The 21698-nt window shown below is 68.5% G+C and carries 16 protein-coding genes and 1 tRNA gene; 3 read left to right on the top strand and 14 right to left on the bottom strand.

The features are described 5' to 3' along the window. Window positions 1-55: 55 nt before the first annotated feature. The 7 genes from ettA to OQ789_RS20100 all read right to left on the bottom strand — a co-directional run bounded on the left by ettA (window position 56) and on the right by OQ789_RS20100 (window position 11520). The gene (ettA, locus tag OQ789_RS20130; RefSeq protein ID WP_324687886.1) at window positions 56-1732 is read right to left on the bottom strand and encodes an energy-dependent translational throttle protein EttA; all 1677 of its coding nucleotides are present in this window, start codon (window positions 1730-1732) and stop codon (window positions 56-58) included. A gap of 80 nt (window positions 1733-1812) precedes the next feature. Beyond that, the gene (locus OQ789_RS20125; protein WP_324687885.1) at window positions 1813-2295 is read right to left on the bottom strand and encodes a single-stranded DNA-binding protein; all 483 of its coding nucleotides are present in this window, start codon (window positions 2293-2295) and stop codon (window positions 1813-1815) included. A 135-nt stretch (window positions 2296-2430) separates the two neighbouring features. Next, window positions 2431-4497, bottom strand: a complete 2067-nt coding sequence (locus OQ789_RS20120) for a cytochrome c oxidase assembly protein (protein ID WP_324687884.1) — start codon at window positions 4495-4497, stop codon at window positions 2431-2433. A 28-nt stretch (window positions 4498-4525) separates the two neighbouring features. Continuing rightward, window positions 4526-6880: a glycerol-3-phosphate 1-O-acyltransferase gene (locus OQ789_RS20115; RefSeq protein WP_324687882.1), complete on the bottom strand. Its 2355-nt coding sequence runs from the start codon at window positions 6878-6880 to the stop codon at window positions 4526-4528. Then, entirely contained in the window at window positions 6877-8613 is a 1737-nt protein-coding gene (locus tag OQ789_RS20110; protein ID WP_420716159.1) for an HAD-IB family hydrolase, read from the bottom strand. The genes OQ789_RS20115 and OQ789_RS20110 overlap by 4 nt, the downstream gene beginning before the upstream one ends. Window positions 8614-8666: 53 nt before the next feature. Next, the gene (locus OQ789_RS20105) at window positions 8667-10136 is read right to left on the bottom strand and encodes a wax ester/triacylglycerol synthase family O-acyltransferase (protein WP_324687879.1); all 1470 of its coding nucleotides are present in this window, start codon (window positions 10134-10136) and stop codon (window positions 8667-8669) included. 136 nt (window positions 10137-10272) lie between these two features. After that, on the bottom strand, window positions 10273-11520 hold the full coding sequence (locus OQ789_RS20100) for an alpha/beta hydrolase (protein ID WP_324687877.1): 1248 nt from the start codon (window positions 11518-11520) through the stop codon (window positions 10273-10275). Window positions 11521-11706: 186 nt separating this feature from the next. Between OQ789_RS20100 and OQ789_RS20095 the strand changes: the two genes are divergently transcribed. The 3 genes from OQ789_RS20095 to OQ789_RS20085 all read left to right on the top strand — a co-directional run bounded on the left by OQ789_RS20095 (window position 11707) and on the right by OQ789_RS20085 (window position 13529). Next, a tRNA-Arg gene (locus tag OQ789_RS20095) sits at window positions 11707-11780 on the top strand. A gap of 76 nt (window positions 11781-11856) precedes the next feature. Further along, complete coding sequence (locus tag OQ789_RS20090) at window positions 11857-12540, top strand: cutinase family protein (RefSeq protein ID WP_324687876.1); 684 nt, start codon at window positions 11857-11859, stop codon at window positions 12538-12540. A gap of 218 nt (window positions 12541-12758) precedes the next feature. Beyond that, window positions 12759-13529, top strand: coding sequence for an enoyl-CoA hydratase (locus tag OQ789_RS20085; protein ID WP_324687875.1), 771 nt, complete (start codon window positions 12759-12761; stop codon window positions 13527-13529). A 111-nt stretch (window positions 13530-13640) separates the two neighbouring features. Here OQ789_RS20085 and OQ789_RS20080 read toward each other — a convergent pair whose 3' ends face one another. The 7 genes from OQ789_RS20080 to OQ789_RS20050 form a co-directional block, all read right to left on the bottom strand. Then, window positions 13641-14807, bottom strand: a complete 1167-nt coding sequence (locus OQ789_RS20080; RefSeq protein WP_324687874.1) for a dihydrolipoamide acetyltransferase family protein — start codon at window positions 14805-14807, stop codon at window positions 13641-13643. Further along, the gene (gene bkdB, locus OQ789_RS20075; protein WP_324687873.1) at window positions 14804-15859 is read right to left on the bottom strand and encodes a 3-methyl-2-oxobutanoate dehydrogenase subunit beta; all 1056 of its coding nucleotides are present in this window, start codon (window positions 15857-15859) and stop codon (window positions 14804-14806) included. Before bkdB ends, OQ789_RS20080 begins: the two co-directional genes overlap by 4 nt. 9 nt (window positions 15860-15868) lie before the next feature. Continuing rightward, the gene (gene pdhA, locus OQ789_RS20070) at window positions 15869-16942 is read right to left on the bottom strand and encodes a pyruvate dehydrogenase (acetyl-transferring) E1 component subunit alpha (protein WP_324687872.1); all 1074 of its coding nucleotides are present in this window, start codon (window positions 16940-16942) and stop codon (window positions 15869-15871) included. 253 nt (window positions 16943-17195) lie between these two features. Continuing rightward, entirely contained in the window at window positions 17196-18017 is an 822-nt protein-coding gene (locus OQ789_RS20065) for a CoA ester lyase (protein ID WP_324687870.1), read from the bottom strand. Beyond that, window positions 18014-18523 (bottom strand): MaoC family dehydratase, encoded by a 510-nt coding sequence (locus OQ789_RS20060; RefSeq protein WP_324687868.1) that lies wholly within the window; start codon window positions 18521-18523, stop codon window positions 18014-18016. Before OQ789_RS20060 ends, OQ789_RS20065 begins: the two co-directional genes overlap by 4 nt. Continuing rightward, a complete protein-coding gene (locus OQ789_RS20055) occupies window positions 18520-19686 on the bottom strand; it encodes an acyl-CoA dehydrogenase family protein (protein WP_324687866.1) in 1167 nt (388 codons plus the stop codon). Before OQ789_RS20055 ends, OQ789_RS20060 begins: the two co-directional genes overlap by 4 nt. Next, the gene (locus OQ789_RS20050) at window positions 19683-21698 is read right to left on the bottom strand and encodes an acetyl/propionyl/methylcrotonyl-CoA carboxylase subunit alpha (RefSeq protein WP_324687865.1); all 2016 of its coding nucleotides are present in this window, start codon (window positions 21696-21698) and stop codon (window positions 19683-19685) included. The genes OQ789_RS20055 and OQ789_RS20050 overlap by 4 nt, the downstream gene beginning before the upstream one ends.

Raw genomic sequence — 21698 nt, 5'->3', positions numbered from 1 at the left:
GGTTGTCAGTGCGCTCGGTCGCCCCGTTCCGTGCCGGTGGGGGGCAGAGCCGACACTAGTCGCGTGTGAGCTTGCGGTGGGTCACCCGGTGCGGCCGTGCCGCCTCGGCACCGAGCCGCTCGATCTTGTTCTCCTCGTATGCGCCGAAGTTGCCCTCGAACCAGAACCACTTGGCCTCGTTGTCGTCGTCACCCTCCCAGGCCAGGATGTGGGTGCAGGTGCGGTCCAGGAACCAGCGGTCGTGCGAGATCACCACCGCGCAGCCGGGGAATTGTTCGAGGGCGTTTTCCAGCGAACTCAGCGTTTCGACGTCGAGGTCGTTGGTGGGCTCGTCGAGCAGGATGAGGTTTCCGCCCTGCTTGAGCGTCAGCGCGAGGTTGAGCCTGTTGCGCTCGCCACCGGAGAGCACGCCGGCCGGCTTCTGTTGATCCGGCCCCTTGAACCCGAACGCCGACACGTAGGCGCGCGACGGCACCTCGGTCTGCCCGACGATGATGTGGTCCAGGCCGTCGGAGACGACTTCCCACACATTCTTTTTGGGATCGATCCCGCCGCGGCTCTGGTCGACGTAGCTGAGCTTGACGGTCTCGCCGACCTTGACGGTGCCGCTGTCGGGCTGCTCGAGACCGACGATGGTTTTGAACAGCGTGGTCTTCCCGACCCCGTTGGGTCCGATCACACCGACGATGCCGTTGCGCGGCAGGGTGAAGGACAGGTCCTTGATCAGGGTACGCCCGTCGTAGCCTTTGTCGAGGTGGTCGACCTCGACCACCACGTTGCCCAGTCGCGGACCGACCGGGATCTGGATCTCCTCGAAGTCGAGCTTGCGCGTCTTCTCGGCCTCGGCGGCCATCTCCTCGTAGCGCTGCAGCCGCGACTTGCTCTTGGCCTGGCGCGCCTTGGCCCCGGAGCGCACCCACGCCAGCTCCTCGGTCAACCGCTTCTGCAGCTTGGCGTCCTTGCGCCCCTGCACCGCGAGCCGCTCGGCCTTCTTCTCCAGGTACGTGGAATAGTTGCCCTCGTACGGGTAGGCGCGGCCGCGGTCCAGTTCCAGGATCCATTCGGCGACGTTGTCCAGGAAGTACCGGTCGTGGGTGACCGCCAGGATCGCGCCCGCGTAGGACGCGAGATGTTGCTCGAGCCACTGGACGCTCTCGGCGTCCAGGTGGTTGGTGGGCTCGTCGAGGAGCAGCAGGTCGGGCTTGCTCAGCAACAGCTTGCACAGCGCGACCCGGCGGCGTTCACCGCCGGACAGTGTGGTCACGGGCTCGTCGGGCGGGGGGCAGCGCAGCGCGTCCATCGCCTGTTCCAGCTGCGAATCCAGGTCCCACGCGTCGGCGTGGTCGAGCTCCTCCTGCAGCCGGCCCATCTCCTCCATCAACTCGTCGGAGTAGTCGGTCGCCATCAACTCGGCGACCTCGTTGAACCGGTCGAGCTTGACCTTGATCTCGCCCAGGCCCTCTTCGACGTTGCCCCGAACGGTCTTCTCCTCGTTCAGCGGCGGCTCCTGCAGCAGGATGCCGACGGTCGCGTCGTTGGCCAGGAAGGCATCACCGTTGTTCGGCTTGTCCAGCCCCGCCATGATCCGCAAGACGCTCGACTTGCCGGCGCCGTTGGGCCCGACGACACCGATCTTGGCGCCTGGATAGAAGCTCAACGTGACGTCGTCCAGGATCACCTTGTCGCCGTGCGCCTTGCGGACCTTCTTCATCGTGTAGATGAACTCAGCCATGCCGGGGTTGTGCCTTTCTGGTCTTTGAGAGAGTTCTCGCGGACCATCCTAGGCACCGAGCGGGGGGCCGATCCCCGCAGCTAAGCCGACAGCGGCAGCGGTCCCGTCTCGGCGGACTCGGCGCCGTCGCCGGAATCGGCGTCCTCACCAGCGGCGTCGGCCGTATCCGTCGGGGGCGTGCTGGCGTCGCCGGCGGACGGGCCGGTGTAGCCCGGCCGCTCGATGCGCACGATCGCGCGGGACACATCGGGTCCAACCGAGGTCGCGCGCATCTCCAGCGACGAGCGGCGGTTGCCGTCGCGGTCTTCGTACTCACTGGTGTAGACGTGTCCCACCACGATCACCGGCGCGCCCTTGCCCAGGGCCGCCCCCACGCCGGTGACCAATTTGCCCCAGCAATTGACGTTGATGAACAGCGAGTTGCCCGGCTCCCAGCCGCCGTCGGCCGTGCGCCGCCGGGAATTGCTGGCGACGCGGAACTTCATGACCTCCTGGGTGCCGACCTGTCGGCGTTCCGGGTTGTTGACGATGTGGCCGACGACCGTCAGTGGTGTCTCAAACATGGGCTGATCCCTTCTCGATTGCCTGCTAGTGACTCGATGGCACCAGTAAGCGCGGCGTCACCGACGGACGCTGTGGGAAAAGTCGCCGAAAGCGGCCGGGCCGGTCGTCGCTGTGGAAGAAACCGGGACTGTGGATCAGTCGGAATCGGCGGAGGTCTGGCCGGACGGCGTGGGCGTCTCGCCCCGGGCCAGCTGGGCCAGCATCGCGTTGTAGGCCACCAGCTCGGCGTCGTCGTCGCGGTCGGCGGCCCGGTCCAGCCGCGTGGCGGTGCGCCGGTCGCTGCGGGCCCACTGGATGAGCAGCGCGAGCATCACGATCACCAGCGGGAACTCCCCCGCCGCCCAGGCGATGCCCCCGCCCAGGCGCTGATCGCCCAGCAGGTCGGTGTGCCAGCTCAGCCCGAGCGAGCGGTAATAGTCGCCGCCGAGCACCTTCTTGGTGCCCATCAGGACCACGCCGAAGAAGGCGTGCAGCGGCAGCGATGCGAACACCACGGCCACCTTCGCCAGCGGCGGGATCGGTCGCGGGGTCGGGTCCACCCCGATCACCACCCAATAGAACAGGTAACCGCTCAGCAGAAAGTGCACGTTCATGGCCAGGTGTCCGGCGTGGCTGCTCGCAGTGGTGTCGAAGAGGTTCGACAGGTACAGCCCGTAGAAGCCGGCGACGAAGAGCACGGTGGCCACCACCGGGTTGGTGAGGAAGCGGGACAAGCGGCTGTGCAGCGCGGCCAACAGCCATTCGCGCATGCCCGGCGGGTCGTCACGGCCGGCCGGGGGCAGCGCCCGCAGGGCCAGGGTGACCGGGGCGCCGAGCACCAACAGGATCGGGATCAGCATCGACAGGCACATGTGAACCACCATGTGCATGCTGAACATCGCCGGCATGTAGCGCCCGACGCCCGACGACGTGACGAACAGCAACACCAGGCAGCCGAGCAGCCAGGAGACGGTCCGCCCGGGCGGCCACCTGTCGCCACGGCGGCGCAGCCGCACCAGCGCCGCAACATACACGGCGGCGAAGACCACGGCGGCCGAGCCGAAGATCAGGTCGAACCGCCAGTCGAACAGGAGGCGCGCCACGGTGGGCGGCCCGTCGAAGTCGTAGCCGATCTCGGCTTCGGGTATCGACGGCAGCCGGGACGGCGGGGGCGGTGGCGGGGTGCGGCCCAAGCCGACGGCGACACCGAACGTGAGGCCGAAAACGGCGGCCTCGACCAGCGTCAGCCGCAGCAGCGCACCACGTGCGTGCGCCGGACGCGGATTCGCTTGCAGCGCAGCCACACTCACGCGACGCTGGCGCCAGCCGAGCCCGCCCAGCAGGCACAGCGCGACGAACTTGGCGGTGACCAGCCGGCCATAGCCGGTGCTGAACATGTCGGACGGTTGGATGCGCACCAGGGCGTTGACCAGTCCACTCACGGCCATCGCGACCCAGCACCACAGCGCGAGTACCGAGAAACGCCGGACGGCCAGCCCGAGGTGGGCACCACCGCGCAGGGCGTGGGCGAGCAGGGCGAGCAGGCCGCCGGCCCACAGGCTGGCGGCGACCAAGTGAATGAGCAGGCCGTTGGTGGCCAGGTCGTGCGAGCCGCCGGCCGACGAGTGGCCCGTCAGCCCCAGCGGGATCAGCGTCGTCACCGATGCGGCGGCCAGCACCGGCGTCCACGACCAGCGCAGCACCGGCAGGCTCGCCAGCGTGATCACCGCGGCCAGGATCGCGGTCCAACGCCAGGCCGAGGCGTTGGTGATCAGGCCCGCCAACGACCACATCCGCATCGGGGGAATGTCGGCGACGGGATGGCCGGACACGTCGGAGATGGTCAGCGGAACCAACAGCGCGGCGCACACCGCCCACGCCCCCGACGCCACCGTCCCGAGCCGCAGTGCCCGATAGCCGTCGGCGTCGAGGACACCGCTGCGCTGCGGCGGCACCAGAAACGCGGCGAACAGAAACGACCCGACCGCGAGCACCGCGGCGATCTCACCCGCGGCCCGGACGAACGGCAGCCCCAGCGTGGTCACCTGGCCCGGGTCCGGCAAACCCGTCACGGTCAGTGCGCTGGCCACCGAGAGCGCCCCGATGCCCGCGGCCGTGCAGCCCGCCAGCACGGCCACCCCGGCCAGGACCGGCCACACCGGCGCGCGGCGCCGGCCGGCGGCGTCGGTCGCGGCCGTGCCTGCGGGCTGGGCGACGGTCATCTGTACAGGGTATGGGCGGGCCGGACGGCTACCGAGTCTGGTGGTCCAGGAGATCCTGGCGCGCCTTGGCCTCCCGGGCCACGAACTGTTCGCGGGCGATCTGCCCGACGTAGTTGAAGTCCCCCAAGATGTCGCGCAGCTCGCGCAGGAAGGCGGCCCGCCTTTCCGCCAGGTCCGGGGCGGGCGCGATCAGGTTCTGGTCGTCGACCACCTGGCGCGCGGTGGCGAACAGCAGCGTGGACACCGATTCGCTACTGCGGACCCGGGTCTGCGCCACATACTGCCGGCCGACGCCCAGCGCCAGGTCGGTCAGTTCCTTGTGGCCGGTGTCGGCAGGCGCGTCGCGCAGCACGTCGGCGACGATCTCGTAGGCCTCGAAGAACACCCGCAACATCGCTTCGGCCATCAGCGGCCGCTTGGCGAACAACAGCGCGTCGATCTCGTCGCCGCCGGCGGCGACGTGGGCTTCCCAATTGTTGTGCCACGCCATCTCTTCGGCGATGTTGTCGCGGAATGTCGACGAGTCCGCGAAGTAGAAGTCGAACTTCAGCAGATCGCGCAGCCGCATCGCCTGGGCCCAGAATGCCTCCATCCGGTCACCGCCGGCGTTGCGGGCGTGCGCCAGCGCGAGTTCGACGATCGAGGTCTCCAGGAAGGCGTGGATCACCGAGTTGCGGTAGAACGCCGCGGCGTGCTGGTCTTCGGGGGCGATGCGCCACACCGATTCCCGCCCGCCGTCCACCCGGGTGATCGGGTGGCCGTTGGACAGTGCGTCGACCGCCGCGCGCACGCCGTCGTGCGTACGCAGCCGCAACGCGCTGGTGGACATCGGATTCTGTTTGCGTTCCAGGTAGTCCAGCGAGTCCTGCAGGGTGTGGTGCAGCTGGCCGAGCGTCAACGCCGCGCCCCGGGTGGTGAGCAGCAGTGCGCATACCAGACCCGTCGCCGTCACGGGTGTCGCCTGCAGGATCCGCCAGGCGACTTCGAACGACATCTTCTGCAGCGCAAGTCGTTTCGCATCCGGGTCTTGCGCCAGCGCGCCGTGCGGTGCACCCAGGTATTGACGCATCGACACGGCTTCGGGGAGTCGGACGTAGATCTTGCCGTAGTTGCGTTCGCCCTGCGCGCGGATGAAGTTGTACAGCCAGCCGACGCCTTCGGGTGTCTTCTCGCCGCCGCGGGCATAGGCGGCGTATTCGGCGGTCTCGTGCAGCTGGTCGAAGCTGATCGAGACGGGTTGCAGCAGAATGTCTTCGCTGCGGCCGTCCAGATAGGCGTCCGCGACGTAGGCCAGCAGGCCGAGCTTGGGCGGCAGCATCTTCCCGGTGCGCGAGCGGGTGCCCTCGATCGACCAGCTCAGGTTGAACCGCTTCTCGACGATGTAGCCGACGTATTCGCGCAGCACGTATTTGTAGAGCGCATTGTTGCCGATGTTGCGGCGGATGAAGATCACACCCGAACGCCGCAGCAACGGGCCCATCGCGCCGAACGACAGGTTGATGCCGGCGAACACGTGCACCGGCGGCAACCGGTTCTCCTGCATGGCGACCGGCACGACGGCGCCGTCGATATAGGACCGGTGCGAGAACAACAGCACCGCCGGGTGGGCTTCCAGGGCGTTGCGCATCGCCGCAACCTGATACGCGTCGTAGTCGATCTCGCGATCGAAACCGCGGCTGAGCATCCTGCCGAGGACCGACACCAGGTCGACCGAGGCCCGGCTCCACCCGGTGGCGAGTTCGTCGAGCATCGTTCCGGCCTCGTCGACGGTGGCGCCGGGGATTTTGGCCAGGCCGGCGCGAAACCTGTTGGACGCCAGAATCTCCGGCTTCACCAGCCGCGGCGACTTGTACTGCGGTCCGAGGATCCGGTACTCGACGCGTTCCAACGCCAAGATCGCGCGGCGGATCACGAATTGGGCGAAGTCGTACTTGTCTTCGGCGACGGTGGTATCGCGCCATTGCCGGCGGAGTTCGCAGACGGTGGCGGCCTCACCGGCCACCACCCGGGCGCGCCGGGGCGCACTGCGCACGATCTGCTCTTGCCGACGTTGGTTGGGGTGGTAAGGATCCCGGCCGGGGAGCAGCCCGGCCAGCTTGGCGACCCGACCGCGATCCGGATCCGGCAGCCAGAACACCCGCACCGGCACAATCGAACGGTCTTCGCCGGATTCGAGCTGGTCGGCGAGGGCCGTCAGCGCCGCCGGCGGCGCGTCCAGCGGCGGCAATGTCACCAGGCCGAAATCCCCGCCCGGATGGGCGACGCTTTGTTGTTCCATCCACGCGATCACCAGTTCCCTCTCGACCGGCGAGGACATCGACGCCAATACCAGCGAGTCTGGTCCGGCAAGAACCGCGCTGCTATCTGCGGCCGGTTCGGTCACGGACGCCCTCGGGGTGGCGATTCCGGCGGCGCGGTGTTCACCGCCACCTGGGGCGAAGGTCGTTGCGCCTCACCGTCTTTGAGGGCGGCCTGCGATTCATGCGGCGCCTTGGGCTGCGCCTTGGCCGCGGACTTCTTCGCGGCGGACTTCTTCGCCGGTGCCTTCTTGGCGGGGACTTTCTTGGCGGGGACTTTCTTGGCGGCAGCCTTCTTGGCGGCGGCCTTCTTGGCGGGCGCCTTCTTGGCCGGGGCCTTCTTCGCGGGTGCTGTGCCTGCCCGACCCAGGTTGACCTCGGGCAGTTCGTCGACGGGCCAGTTGGCGAGCGTGTCCAGGTACAGCCGGCGTACCTCGGCGATGCGCTCCGTCAGCGTGTCAAGCGTCCAGTCCCGCACCGAGATCGGCGGGAACACCGCGACGTCGACGGTGCCGGGGTTGATCACGGTCGAGTTGCGGGCGGCGACCAGCTCGGCGTTGCGGATCACGATCGGCACGATCGGGATGCCCGCGGCCATGGCAATCCGGAACGGCCCCTTCTTGAACGGGCCGACCTCGGTCGTGTCGACCCGGGTGCCCTCCGGCGCGATCACGATCGAAAGGCCCCGGCGCGCACGGTCTTCGACCTCATGCAGGGTCTCCACCGCGGCGGCCTGATCATCGCGGTCGATGAACACGCCGTCCAGCAGCCTGCCGAGCGTGCCCATGACGGGATCTTTCTGCAGCTCCTTCTTGCCCACACCGACCCAGTCGTCGCGCACCAGCGCGCCGGTGATGACCGGGTCAACCTGATTGCGGTGGTTGAAGATAAACACCGCCGGGCGCTGCGCGGTGAGGTTTTCCCTGCCGATGACGTTGAGGTGCACGCCGGCGATCGCCAGCGACAACTGGGAGAAGTTGGAGGTGAAGAAGTTGACGCCGCGGCGCCGGTTGCGGGTCAGCACGCCGATGCCCACCGCGCCGGCGGCAACCGGGAACATCGAGCCGAAGCCGGCCAGCGTCCGCAGCTGCCGTCGCAGGCCCACCGGGCCCCGGCTGCTGAATCGCAGGATCGGCCAGCCGCGGCGCTTGGCCACCGCGGCCATCTTGCCTTCGGGATTCGTCGGCCGCGGATTGCCGACCAGATACATCAACGCGACGTCCTCGTCACCGTCGGCGTAGAAGTAGCTGTCCTTGAGGTCGATGTCGTGCTCGGCCGCAAAGCGTTGCACCGCAGCGGCTTTGCCCGGACCCCACAAGATCGGCTTCTCGACGTCGCCGGTGAGCAACCCGTCTTCGGTGATCGCGAACTTGTTGGTGAGCATGTTCGGGATGCCGAGGAAACGCGCGACCGGGTTGACCTGAATGGTCAGCGCCGACGAGCTGAGCACCACGGTGTGGCCGCGGGCCATGTGGGCGCGCACCAGCTCGCGCATCTCCGGGTAGATCCGCGACTCGATACGCTGAATGAACATCCGCTCGCCGATCTCTTCCAGGTCGTCGAGCACTCGCCCGGTCAGCGCGGCGGCGGCCTTGCCGATCAGGTCCTCGAACTCGATACGACCCAGGGTGTGGCTCAGGCCGGCCTGCACCATGCCGAGCAGCTCCCCCACACCCATGTCGCGGCGCAGCAGCCGCTCCTGAGTCAGGATGAGCGCGGTGAATCCGGCGACCAACGTTCCGTCCAGGTCGAAGAACGCACCGATCTTGGCGCCGGCGGGGCTGGCCATGATCTCGGCCACCGAGCCGGGCAACCGCATGTCCTGCCCGGCGTTGGCGGCGCCGCGGTCGTCGGGCTGGTCCTTCGAGGCGCTCACGAGCCCGCCGCCGATCGCGAGGACACGTCCGGTTCGCCGAACGAGGCGGGCACCGCCCGCGGTGGCGGGTCGCCGGCCAGCGCCAGGATCTCGTCGAAGCCTTCGAGCAGGCATCGGGCGAACAACGCCTCGTCTCGCACCGAGGCCCTGTCGTAGCGCACGGTGATGGTGCACCACCCGCCGCGCGAAATCAGCACCACCATCATCGCCACTCCGGGCAGCGGACCAATACCGTATTGCCGCAAGATCTTTGCGCCTGCGATGTAGGTGTCGCCCGGGAAGACCGGGACGTTGCTGGCCTGCACGTCGGAGCCGATCACCGAGCCGGTGATCCCTTCGAGCACCGCGGTCGGCAGGACGCTGAGTACCGGGGCGATCGAACCGACGATGTTCATCGCGGGCTCGTCGCGGCGCTGCGTCATCTGAGCGCGGATCTTTTTCATCCGGGAGACGGGGTCGGCCGTACCGATCGGCGCCGCGAGGTTGACGCCCGTGAAGCGGTTGCCGCCGGCCGTATCGGCGTCGGCCCGCAGATTGACCGGCACCGCCATCGGCAAGGTCTTGATCGGCACGCCGAACGCCTCGTGGTAGCGGCGCAGGGCGCCGCAGAGCCCGGCGAGGTAGGCGTCGTTGATCGACCCGCCACCGGCCTTCGCCGCCTTGTGCAGGTCGGCGAGCGGGATGTCGATCGCCTCGCTGCGCGTGGCCAGGCTGCGCCGCCGCAGCAGCGGCGACGGCTCGGCCGCCCGGTTGAGCACCCGCATGCCTGACACGGCGTACCCGACGATCCCCGACACGGTGGCCGTCGGTTCCAGCACCGCGCGCCCGGCCGCCGACACCGCGCCGGACACCGCGTTCATGACGCCGCCGACGACGGCGAAGGGCAGGTGGTTGATGCCCTTGCGCATCAGATCGTTGGGCGTGAGGTCCTGCGGGACGGGCACCGGCAGCGCCGCCTTGGCCGGCGGATTGCGCTCGAGGTCGTAGATCTCGGCGAACATCTGGACGCCGCCCACACCGTCGGTGACGGCGTGGCTGACATGCAGCAGCGTCGCGGCCTTTCCGTCGGCCAGGCCCTCGACCAGGGTGGCCGTCCACAGCGGCCGGGAGATGTCCATCGGCGACTGCAGGATGACCTCCGCGAGGTCGAATACCTCACGCAGCGTGCCGGGTTCGGACACCCGCACCCGTCGCACGTGGAAATCCAGGTTGAAGTCGGGGTCGACCACCCAGCGCGGAGCCGCCGTCGGCAACGTCGGCACGACGACCTTTTGCCGCAGCCGCAGCACCCGTCGCGACGCACTCTCGAATCGGGTGCGGAACCGTTCCCATTCCGGCGTCGCGTCCAGAAGCTCCAGCGCCATGATCCCGGACCGGGTGCGGGGGTTCGCCTCTCCCCGGTGCATTAGGTAGTCGACCGGCCCGAGTTCGTCGGACAACTTTATCGCCTCGACGGACTCAGCCATGGTCATCAGCTCGATGCGCCAACCTTGTCACCGTCGATCAAGCCTCCTGCCTTGGACCTGCCAACCCGATGGTCCATCCAACGCTAGTCGGGTTACCGCGCTGGTGAAAGGAGCCGCGGCTACCGGCGCCCGGGGCTCAGCCGGCCGAGGTGGCCGACAGCGGCAGCGAATCCAGGAGCGCGCTGACGCGCCGGCCGTAGACAACACCGAGGAAATCGGCGACGGCGTCAGCGGCGAGCCGCGACCTAACCGTCGGGGTGATGTCGAAAGCGTGATGCGCGTTGACGAGTTCGGCGTGGGCCACCGTGGCCGCCCCGGCCGCGCGCAGCGACTCGCAGAAAGCGCGGGCCTGGCCGCTGGGCACCAATTCGTCCTTCTCGCCGTGCAGCACGAAGAAGGGCGGCGCGTCGGCGTGCACGTAGGAAACCGGTGACGCCGCCGCGAAGCGCTCCGGCTGGTCGGCATAGCGGACCTTCATCACGAAGTGTTCGAGGAACGGCAACATCAGGGAGTTCATGTTCTCGACGTCGGTGAAGTCGTAGACGCCGTAGTAGGGCGCCACCGCTTGCACCCCGGTGTCGGCATCTTCGAAGCCCGGTTGGAACACGGGGTCATTCGGGGTAAGCGCCGCCAGGGAGGCCAGGTGCCCGCCCGCCGAGCCGCCGGTGATCGCGATGAAGTCGGGGTCGCCGCCGTAATCGGCGATATTCTCCCGTACCCAGGCGATCGCCCGTTTCACGTCGACGAGGTGGGTGGGAAAGGTCGCGCGCGGGCTCTTGCTGTAGTCGATCGAGACGCAGATCCAGCCGAGCTGGACCATTCGACTCATCAGCGTGTAGGCCTGCGGGCGCCTGCCGTTCAGCGCCCACGCCCCACCCGGGACCTGGATCAGCACCGGAGCCCGGCATCCGGGAGCCAGGTCATCGCGGCGCCAGATGTCGAGCAGGTTGTCGCGCGGGCTCGGACCGTAGGAGATGCCGGAGGTCTGCGCCGCGTAGCGGCGGTGCGGCCCGGGCCGGCTCAACCGGCGACCGCGCGGGGCGCACAGGGCCCCCACGGCGGCGGGGTGACATACCTGCTCGCGAAACTCGGGGCCGAAGGACTCCTCCAAGGCGGCCGTGAGGGTTCGGTCCGCCCGCTGGGCGGCCCACGTCGTCCCAAACCGGCCGACGGACGGGTGCCCGACCCGCGACAGCGCGTGCCCGGTCACCACGTGCGGCGGAAACTCCGTGAACAGCCAGCCGGCGAAGCAGCCCAGCGCGAACGGCCCGCCGCGCAGCACCAGGTTGCCGAGCCGATAGACATCCCGGGCTTCGGCCACCAGGCGCGCCGCCTGGGCTCCCGCCCACGCGCAGGGCGAAGCCTGATTGATGGTCACGCTCATTGCGACGTCACCTCTCGACGGTAGGCACACGCCTCGTTGCGGTTAACGGCCCGTGACGGGCCGGTGTAGTGCGTGTGTCGAGGGTCCCCACCATAACCGATAATTGCGGCGCGGTAAGGGTTTTCGTCTGTGTGGCGGCGGCGCGTCGGGTCGGCGGGCTCGGTTGGTTAGACTGACCTGCACATTGCCTCCGTAGCTCAGGTGGATAGAGCAAGGGCCTTCTAATCCCTAGGTCGCACGTTCGAGTCGTGCCGGGGGCACCGGATACGAAGCGATCAGTTGGCCTGCGGATCTCGGCGCGCCCTGTTCAACAGAACGTGGACTAGCATCTGGAGCGTGAACGCCCGCCGATCAGCGCCTTCGCTGGGCGTCGCGGTGTTGACAACCTGGGCGACGCTGCTCTGCCCACTGAATTCCGCGTCCGCCGCACCCTGCCCCGACGTCGAGGTGACGTTCGCCCGCGGCACCGCCGAGCCGCCCGGCGTGGGTGGGGTCGGACAGGCATTCATCGACTCCCTGCGTTCCCAGATCGGGGGCCGGTCCCTCGGGGTGTACGCGGTCGACTACCCCGCCGGTGAGGATTTCGCCCCGTCCGCGTCCGCGGGCGCCGGCGACGCGCACGCCCACGTTCAATCCATGGTGGCGAACTGCCCCAAGACCAAACTGGTGCTCGGCGGATACTCCCAGGGCGCGATGGTGATCGATCTGATCACCATCGCCCAGGCATCGATCGCCGGCTTGAATCCTCAGATACTGACGGCGGACGAGGCGGACCATGTCGCCGCGCTCGCCCTGTTCGGGAATCCGTCGGACCGGTATCTGGGGGCACCGGTGAGCGTGGTCAGCCCGTGGTACGGGGCGAAGGCCATCGACCTGTGTGCGCCCGGCGATCCGGTGTGCACGCCGGGCGGCCCGCTGGCGCTGCCATCGCATGACGAGTTGTTCTCAGCAGCGGACCTGTCGTACCAGGGATCGGGAATGCCCGGTCAGGCCGCCACTTTCGTGGCCGGCCGGCTGTGATACAGCGTCTTCAGGGCATCGAAAAGCGTTGTACCACTTGGCTTATCGAGGTTACAGGGCGGCAATTGCGCTACCAACTTCCCTAACTCGCTAGCGCATCTGCTATCGCGTTCGAAACTCACCTCATGGTGGCGGGACGGTGACCGAGTGGCGGATGTGGCAGCGAAGTAGTCTTACCTCGCCCGTGACGCTGCTACACGCGAAGCCGGAGGTAACCGATGGCCCAGTCCGAATCGATCCTTTTCAAGGTCAGCAACCGCGTCGCGCTCATCACGGTCAACGATCCCGATCGGCGCAACGCGGTCAGCGCCGAGTCGTCGGGGCAGCTGCGCGCAGCCGTCGAACGGGCCGAAGCCGACCCCGACGTCCATGCCGTGGTGATCACCGGGGCGGGCAAGGCTTTCTGCGCGGGCGCCGATCTCAGCGCCCTCGGCGCCGCCGGAGGTGGAGCGGCCGAGACGGGCCTGCGGCAGCTTTATGACGGCTTTATGGCCGTCGGCAGCTGCCGGCTGCCCACCATTGCCGCTGTCAACGGCGCGGCGGTGGGCGCAGGCCTGAATTTGGCCCTGGCGGCCGACGTGCGCATCGCCGGACCAGCCGCCGTGTTCGACGCGCGATTCCAGAAGTTGGGGCTGCACCCCGGCGGCGGTGCGACGTGGATGCTGCAGCGGGCGGTCGGCCCGCAAGTCGCCCGGGCGGCCCTGCTGTTCGGCATGCGCTTCGACGCCGATGCCGCCGTGCAGCACGGCTTGGCGCTGTGCGTGGCCGAGGATCCCGTCGCCGCGGCGCTGGAACTGGCCGCGGGCCCGGCGGCGGCGCCACGCGAAGTGGTGCTGGCGACCAAGGCCACCATGCGCGCTACCGCCAGTCCCGGGTCGCTGGACAACGAGCAGCATCAGGTCGCCATGCGCGCCGAGCTGGGGCCGCAGTCCCAGTCCATCCAATCCCCTGACTTCGCACGGCGTTTGGCCGCGGCACAACGCAGGTAAGGCGTCTCGCGTTGCTCACGGCCCCTATGCCGTCCCGCGACACGTAAAAATACGCACACGACAGCCGCCGGGCGTCGCAACAGTCTATGTCTGGCGACGGCGAGGCGGGGATCACAAATCCAGCAGTGCGGTTTCGGGCGTCTCGATCAGATCCCTTAGCTCGCAGACGAATCGAGCTGCCTGCGCACCGTCGGCGATGCGATGGTCGAACACACACGTCAATGACGTCATCGGGCGCGCCACGATCTGCGTGCCCACGACCACGGGCCGCGACCTGATCGCACCCACGCCGAGGATGGCGGCTTCGGGATGATTGATCACCGGCACGCCGTCGTCCACACCGAGCGCCCCGAAATTGGTGACGGTGAACGTGGAGCCCCGCAACTCCCCCGGACCCAGGCTGCCCTCCCGCGCGCCGGCGATCAATTCGGCTGCTCGGCTGGATAATTCGCGGGTCGTCTTTTGGTGTGCGTCCGCGATCACCGGGACGAGCAACCCCCGTTCGGTCGCCGTGGCGATGCCCAGGTGCACACGATGGTCGACACGCACCTGCGGCCCCTGTGGCGAGTCGACCCACGTCGAGTTCATCAGCTCGTGGTGGCTCAGCGCGATGACCAGCAATCGCAACATGAGCACGAAGGGCGTTATGGTCCCCTCCGCCGAACTGAACCGGTCCGCCAGCCGGACCAACTCGGTGCAGTCGGCCTGCACGCCGACCTTCGCCGCGGGAATCTCCTTGTGCGACAACGCCATCTTCTCCGCCATCCGGGCCTGTACACCCCGGACCTGCCGGACATCGGGGCCGTTGCCGTTTCCGCGAGCCGCCGTCAGCACATCGTCGCGGGTGATGATGGCGTCGGCGTGCTGCACCGAGTTGAGGTCCACCATCAACTCTTTGGCCAGTTTTCGCACCGGCGGGGCGGCGAGCGGACGGCGGGAGCGTCGGCTGGTGTCGATGCCGGAGTCGGCGCCGTAACCCACCAATGTCGGCACCGCGGTTTCGACGGCAGGCAGGTCACCGCCGTGCGGCGCGGTGTCGATCTTCAGCAGCACCGCCCCCACGCCGATCACATCGCCTTCGGCACCGTTCCTTTCGACGATCCGCCCGGCGTAGGGGCTCGGGATCTCCACTTCGGCCTTGGCGGTCTCCACCGTGCACAGCACCTGATTGAGCTCGACGTCGTCACCCATCCCCACGTGCCACTGCGTCACCGTGACTTCCTCGAGTCCCTCGCCAAGATCGGGGACCCGAAACGACTTGATCCGCCCGTCGCTCATGGCTGCGCCAGCACGTGCTCAACGCAGTCCAGCAGCCGGTCGGGGCCGGGCAGCCAACACTTCTCCAGTCGGGCCGGCGGGTACGGGGTGTCGAACCCGCACGCCCGCAACACGGGCGCCTCCAGCTCGTAGAACAACTCCTCTTGAATGCGGGCGGCCAAATTCGCCCCATAGCCGAGGCTTCGCGGGCCCTCGTGCATGACCACGCAGCGCCCGGTCCGGCGGATCGACGCGGCGACGGTATCGAAGTCCAGCGGCACCAGGGACCGCAGATCGATGACCTCCAGACTCCAACCATGTTGCCGCTGCGCCTCTTCGGCGGTAACAACCGCGGTGCCGACCAGGCTGCCATAGGTCAGGACGGTTACGTCGGTGCCCGGCCGGCGCACCATCGCCCGCCCGATCGGCGGTTCGGGACGGCTGGTATCGACCAGCCCGCGACCCTGATACCGGCGTTTGGGCTCCAAGAACATAACCGGGTCCGGGCAGGTGATCGCGTGACGCAACAGCCAATACGCGTCGGCCGGGCCGGACGGCACCACCACCTTCAGACCGGCGGTGTGCGCCCAGTACGACTCGGTGGAATCCGAATGACATTCGGCGGCACCGATTCCCCCGAATGACGGGATGCGCACCGTCACCGGCATGTTGATTTCGCCGCGGGTGCGGGTACGGTACTTCGCCAGGTGGCTGACCACCTGATCGAAAGCGGGATAGGAAAACCCGTCGAACTGGATCTCGGGAACCGGGACGAACCCGCGCAATGCCAGGCCCACCGCGATGCCGATGATGGCCGACTCCGCCAGCGGCGTGTCGAAGCAGCGGCTCTCGCCAAATGCCGCGGCCAGTCCCTCGGTCACCCGGAACACTCCTCCCTCGACCGAGACGTCCTCGCCGAACACCAGTACCCGGTCGTCGGCGACCATCGCGTCGTGCAGGGCGCGGTTGAGCGCCTGCACCATGGTCAGCGACTGCGCGCCGGGCGCGACGTTCTGCGCGGCCGCGGCGGGTGTTTCGTCGTGACCGACGGGACGATCGGCGAGCTGGGTCATGGTCGCCCCTCAATCGATTCGGTCGAGTTCGGCCCGCAGCAGGCGCCGCTGCGCCTGGAGTTCCGGGGTGATGTCGGCGTACACCGACGTGAACACCTCGTCGACGTCGAAATCGGGCGCGTCAAAGACCGCGTCGCGCAGTTCGGCGCGCATCCGCTTCGCGCGGCAAGCAACCCGCCCCTGCAACCGTTCCGACCACAGGCCCTTGCGCTGCAAATAGCTGCGGTACCGCGCGATCGGATCCAGCGCCGCCCAGCGGTCGACTTCCTCCTGCGTCCGGTATCGACTCGGATCATCGGACGTGGTGTGCGGACCCAACCGGTAGGTGACCGCCTCGATCAATGTCGGACCGGCACCGGCGCGGGCCCGGGCGGCGGCCTCGGCGGTCACCGCATAGCAGGCCAGCACGTCGTTGCCGTCCACCCGGATCCCGGGCATGCCGTAACCAATCGCCTTGTGCGCCAGCGACGGCGCGGCGGTCTGTCTGGATACCGGCATCGAGATCGCCCAGTGGTTGTTCTGCACGAAGAACACGCAGGGCGTGGTGAACACGGCGGCGAAGTTGAGTGCCTCGTGCACGTCTCCCACACTGGTGGCGCCGTCGCCCAGGAATGCCACCGTCACCGAATCCTCACCCAGGCGTTGAGCGGCCATCGCCGCCCCTACGGCGTGCAGGGTCTGAGTGCCGATCGGAATCGCCAGCGGGGCGCAGCACTTCTTGGTGAAATCCATTCCGCCGTGCCAGGTTCCGCGCCAGGCGGCCCCCACGTGTCCGGGCGGGATGCCGCGCACAAAAAATGCTCCGAGCTCCCGGTATTGGGGAAATAGCCAGTCGGTCTTGCGCAGGCACGCCGTGGCACCAACCTGCGCGGCTTCCTGACCGCGGCAGGAAGCGAACAGCCCGAGCTCTCCCTGTCGCTTGAGGTTGACGAACTCGCCGTCGACCTCGCGGGTGACCACCATCATCTCGTAGAGCCAGCAGAGTGTCTCGTCGGGAAGCTCACGGCCGTAGCGGTTTTCGGGCGTCGGGGACCCATCCGGCGCGACGAGTCGCACCGGCTCGAGATCGACAGTCATCGGCATCGAAGACACCTGCGCACACCGCCTCTCCCGCCCGGTGCCGCGCGGCGACCCTTGGGCCACAGCCGGTCCCGACACACGGCCGGGGCCTGCGCGAGCGGAGAACGTTCGTCAGTTACACGAAAGACTTCGCTCGCCGCGACACTGACGTACTCACCATTATGCGCTCAAAGAAGAAGAGACCGGGCTGATTGCGAAGACGGCGCAGCGTGTCGCGCATCGGCACCGCGACGTCGTCCGGGTGGACGGACGGCCCTCACTCGGGGGCGCTCACACCCGCCCTGCGCAACGTCATGTGCGCGTGCTTGAGCACCGGCGAGTCGACCATCTGCCCCTCGAACGCGAAGACTCCGCGCTCGGATCGCGCCGCCGTCAGCACCCGTCGCGCCCAGTCCAGTCGCTCCTCGCTGGGGCGATACGCCTCGCGCACCACCGGGATCTGGCTGGGGTGGATGCACACCGTTCCGCCGAAGCCCAGCGCGACGGCGTCCTCGGCCTCCTCCCGCAGGCCGTCGAGGTCCCGGATGTCCAGGTGCACCGCGTCGAGCGCGACGCGACCGAAGGTGGACGCGGTGAGCAGGGCCGTCGACCGCACATGATGGGCGACGTCGCGGTAGCTGCCGTCGGCCTTGCGGCTTGAGCTGCCTCCGAGCGTGGCGACCAGGTCCTCGGCGCCCCACATCACCGCCACGGTGCCCGGTGCCGCCGCGATCTCCGTGGCGAACACCGCACCGCGCGGCGTCTCCAGCAGTGCGATCACCTCCCGTGGCGCCAGCGCCGTCACCTGCGCGGCCGATTCGGTCTTGGACAGCATCACCGTCGTGTATGCCGTGCCGGCCAGGGCTTCGAGATCGAGGGGATATTGCGCGGTGTCCGCCGCGTTGACCCGCACCACGGTGCGCTCGGGGTCCAGCGGAGTCTCCTGCAGCGCCTTGCGCGCCGCGGGCTTGTCCGCCTCGGCTACGCCGTCCTCGAGGTCGAGGATCACCACATCGGCGGCAGCGGCGGCCTTGGCGAAACGCTCGGGGCGGTCGGCGGGGCAGAACAGCCATCCGGGACCGGCGGCGTGCAGATTCACCTGTCCTCCTCGTTGCCGGGACGCTTCTGCACCAGCGTGGTGCGCACCGCGCGCGCGACGACGTCGCCGTGCTGGTTACGTCCGGTGTGCTCGAGGGTGACGATGCCTTCGCCGGGCCGGCTCTTCGATTCACGCTTGCCCGTGCACACCGTCTCCGCGTACAGGGTGTCGCCGTGGAAGACGGGCTTGGGGAAGGACACCTCGGAGAAGCCCAGGTTGGCAACGATGGTGCCGAGCGTCAGCTGCGACACCGACAGCCCGACCAGTGTGGAGAGGGTGAACATCGAGTTCACCAGTCGCTCACCCCGAAACCCTGGCTGCTCGGCGGCCCAGGCGGCGTCGAGGTGCAGCGACTGGGTGTTCATGGTGAGCGTGGTGAACAAGACGTTGTCGGCCTCGGTGACGGTGCGGCCGGGCCGGTGCCGGTAGGTGGTGTCGATCTCGAATTCCTCAAACCACAAGCCGCGCTGGACAATCGACTTGCCCTCCCGGTGGGGTGCGCTCATGACACGCCCAGCGATCGCGCGATGAGCATCAACTGCACTTCGGTAGTCCCTTCGCCGATCTCGAGGATCTTGCTGTCGCGGTAGTGCCGCGCCACCGGATATTCGTTCATGAAGCCGTAGCCGCCGTGGATCTGGGTTGCGTCGCGCGCGTTGTCCATCGCCGCTTCCGAGGCGGTCATCTTCGCGATTGCCGCCTCCTTCTTGAAGGGCTTGCCTGCCAACATCTTTGCCGCCGCGTCGTAGTAGGCGGTGCGCGCGACGTGGGCCCGCGCCTCCATCCGCGCGATCTTGAAGCTGATCGCTTGGTAGGCACCGATCGGCTGGCCGAACGCCTGGCGTTCCTTGGCGTATTTGACGCTTTCGTCGACGCAGCCCTGCGCCGCCCCGGTCGCCAGCGCGGCGATCGCGATGCGACCCTCGTCCAGGATCGACAGGAAACCCGCGTAGCCGGTGCCCCTCGCACCCAACAGGTTCTCCTCCGGGACGCGGACATCGTCGAAGCTCAACGGGTGCGTGTCCGAGGCATTCCAGCCGACCTTGCTGTACACGGGTTCGACCGTGAATCCGGGTGTGCCGCTCGGCACGATGATCGACGAGATCTTTTTCTTGCCGTTCGCGGCGGTTCCGGTGACGGCGGTGACGGTGACCAGCGAGGTGATGTCGGTGCCGGAGTTGGTGATGAATTGCTTGCCGCCGTTGATCACCCAGTCGCCGTTGTCGAGCCGGGCCGTGGTCCGGGTTCCCCCGGCGTCCGAGCCGGCCCCGGCTTCGGTGAGCCCGAAGCCGGCCAGCGCGCGGCCGGCGGTCAAGTCCGGCAGCCACTTCCGCTTCTGCTCTTCGGTGCCGAACCGGTAGATGGGCATGGCGCCGAGGCTGGCGCCGGCCTCCAGGGTGATCGCCACCGACTGGTCGACCTTGCCGAGTTCCTCGAGCGCCAGCGACAGGGCGAAGTAGTCACCGCCCATGCCGCCGTACTCCTCGGGGAAGGGCAGGCCGAACAGGCCCATCTCCCCCATCTTGGCGACGACCTCGTACGGGAAGCTGTGTTCCTCATCGTGTTTGGCCGACACCGGGGCGACCACGGTGCGCGCGAACTCGGCGACCGTGTCGCGCAGGTCCTGGTATTCCTTGGGTAATGTTCCCGCGGTGATGGATGTGGTCATGACGCGTCCTCACTCGAATCGGCTGCCGCACCGGACTCTTCGGGTGCCAGTCGGGCCAGCACCTGGTCCACCGTCACCTGATCACCGACGGAGACCAGTACCTCCACCCGGCCGGAAATCGTTGCGGCAAGCGAATGTTCCATTTTCATCGCCTCGACGACGACCACCACGTCGCCCTCGGAAACGGCGGTGCCCGAGGATGCCTGAACGGCGATCACGCTGCCGGGCATCGGGCTGACGATCTCGGCCCGTGCGGCGCCGGCGGCGCGATGAATGGTGTTTTCCTCGGCTTCACGCAGGTGCCAGGTTCCTCGCTCGTCGGCGATCCACAGGTGCCGGTCGGCTTCGGCCCAGTGGTAGTCCCGACGTACACCGTCCAGCGTCACGCTCATCCGCGTCGGCTCGACTTGAGCTGCGGCGGAATGGGTTTCGCCGTCACCGAGCTGCACCGTGGCGGCATCGGGCAATCCCCGCACCGAGACCGTCTCGCTGCGCAGCGCGGTGCGCATGTCGGTGCGAACCGGCGCCGGGTTACCGCCGACCCGCCAGCCCGTCGGCGCCGCCCAGGGATTGCCCGGAAAGCGGCGGGCCCGCAACGTCAGGGCCGATTGCCGGTAGAGCCCGGCCGCCGCGAGCACGTCGTCGGGCGCCGGCAGCGGCGCGAAGGCCGCCAACCGCTCGTCCAGCAGCGCGGTGTCCAAGTCGCCCGCCCGCACCCGCTCGTCGGCGAGCAGGAACCGCAGGAATTCGATGTTGGTCTGCACACCCAGGATCGCGGTTCGGCTCAACGCCCGGTCCAGCTTCGCCAGCGCCTCGGCGCGGTCGGCTCCGTGGGCGATCACCTTGCTCAGCATCGGGTCGTAGTCGCTGCCGACCAGCGTGCCGGCCAGCAGCGACGAGTCGACCCGCACGCCCTCCCCCGACGGTTCAGAAACCTGCAGCACCCGCCCGCCGGTGGGCAGGAAGCCGCGCGCCGGATCCTCGGCATACACCCGGGCCTCGATCGCGTGCCCGCGCAATTCGATGTCGTCCTGAGCCAGGGCCAGCTTCTCGCCTGCGGCCACCCGCAGCTGCCACTCGACCAGGTCCAGCCCGGTGATCGCCTCGGTCACCGGATGCTCAACCTGCAGGCGGGTATTCATCTCCATGAAGAAGAACTCGTCGGGCCGGGCCGCGGAGACGATGAACTCGACCGTGCCCGCGCCGACATAGTCGACGCTGCGTGCGGTGTTGCAGGCGGCCGCCCCGATGCGGGCCCGCGTCGCCTCGTCGAGCAACGGCGAGGGCGCCTCCTCGATGACCTTCTGATGGCGGCGCTGCAGGCTGCACTCACGCTCACCGAGGTGCACGACGTTGCCGTGCGTGTCCGCGAGCACCTGCACCTCGATGTGCCTGGGCCGCAACACGAATCGTTCCAGGAACAGGGTGTCGTCGCCGAACGACGACGCGGCCTCGCGCCGCGCCCCCACCAGCGCCTCGCGCAGCCTGCCCGGCTCGTCCACCAACCGCATGCCCTTGCCGCCGCCGCCCGCCGACGGTTTGATCAGCACCGGGTACCCGACGTCGTCCGCGGCCGCGACAAGTTCGTCGTCGCTCAGGCCGGGCTTGGCCACACCGGGAACCACCGGGACGTCGAACGCGGCGACCGCGTTCTTTGCGGTGATCTTGTCGCCCATCACCTGGATCGCCCGCGCCGGCGGCCCCAAGAACACCAGCCCGGCCCGCTCGCAGGCGGCGGCGAAATCGGCGTTCTCGGAAAGGAATCCGTACCCCGGGTGGATCGCCTGGGACCCGGTGCGCGTCGCCGCCTCGACGACCTTGTCGATATTCAGATAACTCTCGCGGGCCGCGGCGGGTCCCAGCCGCACCGCTTCGTCGGCTTCGAGCACGTGCCGTGCGCCGGCGTCGGGATCGCTGTAGACGGCGACCGAACGGATGCCCAGCCGGCGCAGCGTGCGGATCACCCGTACCGCGATCTCGCCACGGTTGGCCACTAGGACGGTTTCGAACAC

It is taken from the genome of Mycobacterium sp. 94-17, from assembly GCF_035617725.1.
Classification (GTDB): Bacteria; Actinomycetota; Actinomycetes; order Mycobacteriales; family Mycobacteriaceae; genus Mycobacterium.
The sequence above is the reverse complement of the archived record's forward strand: the minus strand, read 5'-3'. Positions and strand labels throughout refer to the sequence as shown.

Coding starts and splice junctions, on each gene's coding strand:
- ettA (WP_324687886.1), bottom strand. CDS start 1,732: ATGGCTGAGTTCATCTACACGATGAAGAAGGTCCGCAAGGCGCACGGC.
- OQ789_RS20125 (WP_324687885.1), bottom strand. CDS start 2,295: ATGTTTGAGACACCACTGACGGTCGTCGGCCACATCGTCAACAACCCG.
- OQ789_RS20120 (WP_324687884.1), bottom strand. CDS start 4,497: ATGACCGTCGCCCAGCCCGCAGGCACGGCCGCGACCGACGCCGCCGGC.
- OQ789_RS20110 (WP_420716159.1), bottom strand. CDS start 8,613: ATGCGGTTGCCCGGCTCGGTGGCCGAGATCATGGCCAGCCCCGCCGGC.
- OQ789_RS20105 (WP_324687879.1), bottom strand. CDS start 10,136: ATGGCTGAGTCCGTCGAGGCGATAAAGTTGTCCGACGAACTCGGGCCG.
- OQ789_RS20100 (WP_324687877.1), bottom strand. CDS start 11,520: ATGAGCGTGACCATCAATCAGGCTTCGCCCTGCGCGTGGGCGGGAGCC.
- OQ789_RS20085 (WP_324687875.1), top strand. CDS start 12,759: ATGGCCCAGTCCGAATCGATCCTTTTCAAGGTCAGCAACCGCGTCGCG.
- OQ789_RS20080 (WP_324687874.1), bottom strand. CDS start 14,807: ATGAGCGACGGGCGGATCAAGTCGTTTCGGGTCCCCGATCTTGGCGAG.
- bkdB (WP_324687873.1), bottom strand. CDS start 15,859: ATGACCCAGCTCGCCGATCGTCCCGTCGGTCACGACGAAACACCCGCC.
- pdhA (WP_324687872.1), bottom strand. CDS start 16,942: ATGCCGATGACTGTCGATCTCGAGCCGGTGCGACTCGTCGCGCCGGAT.
- OQ789_RS20060 (WP_324687868.1), bottom strand. CDS start 18,523: ATGAGCGCACCCCACCGGGAGGGCAAGTCGATTGTCCAGCGCGGCTTG.
- OQ789_RS20055 (WP_324687866.1), bottom strand. CDS start 19,686: ATGACCACATCCATCACCGCGGGAACATTACCCAAGGAATACCAGGAC.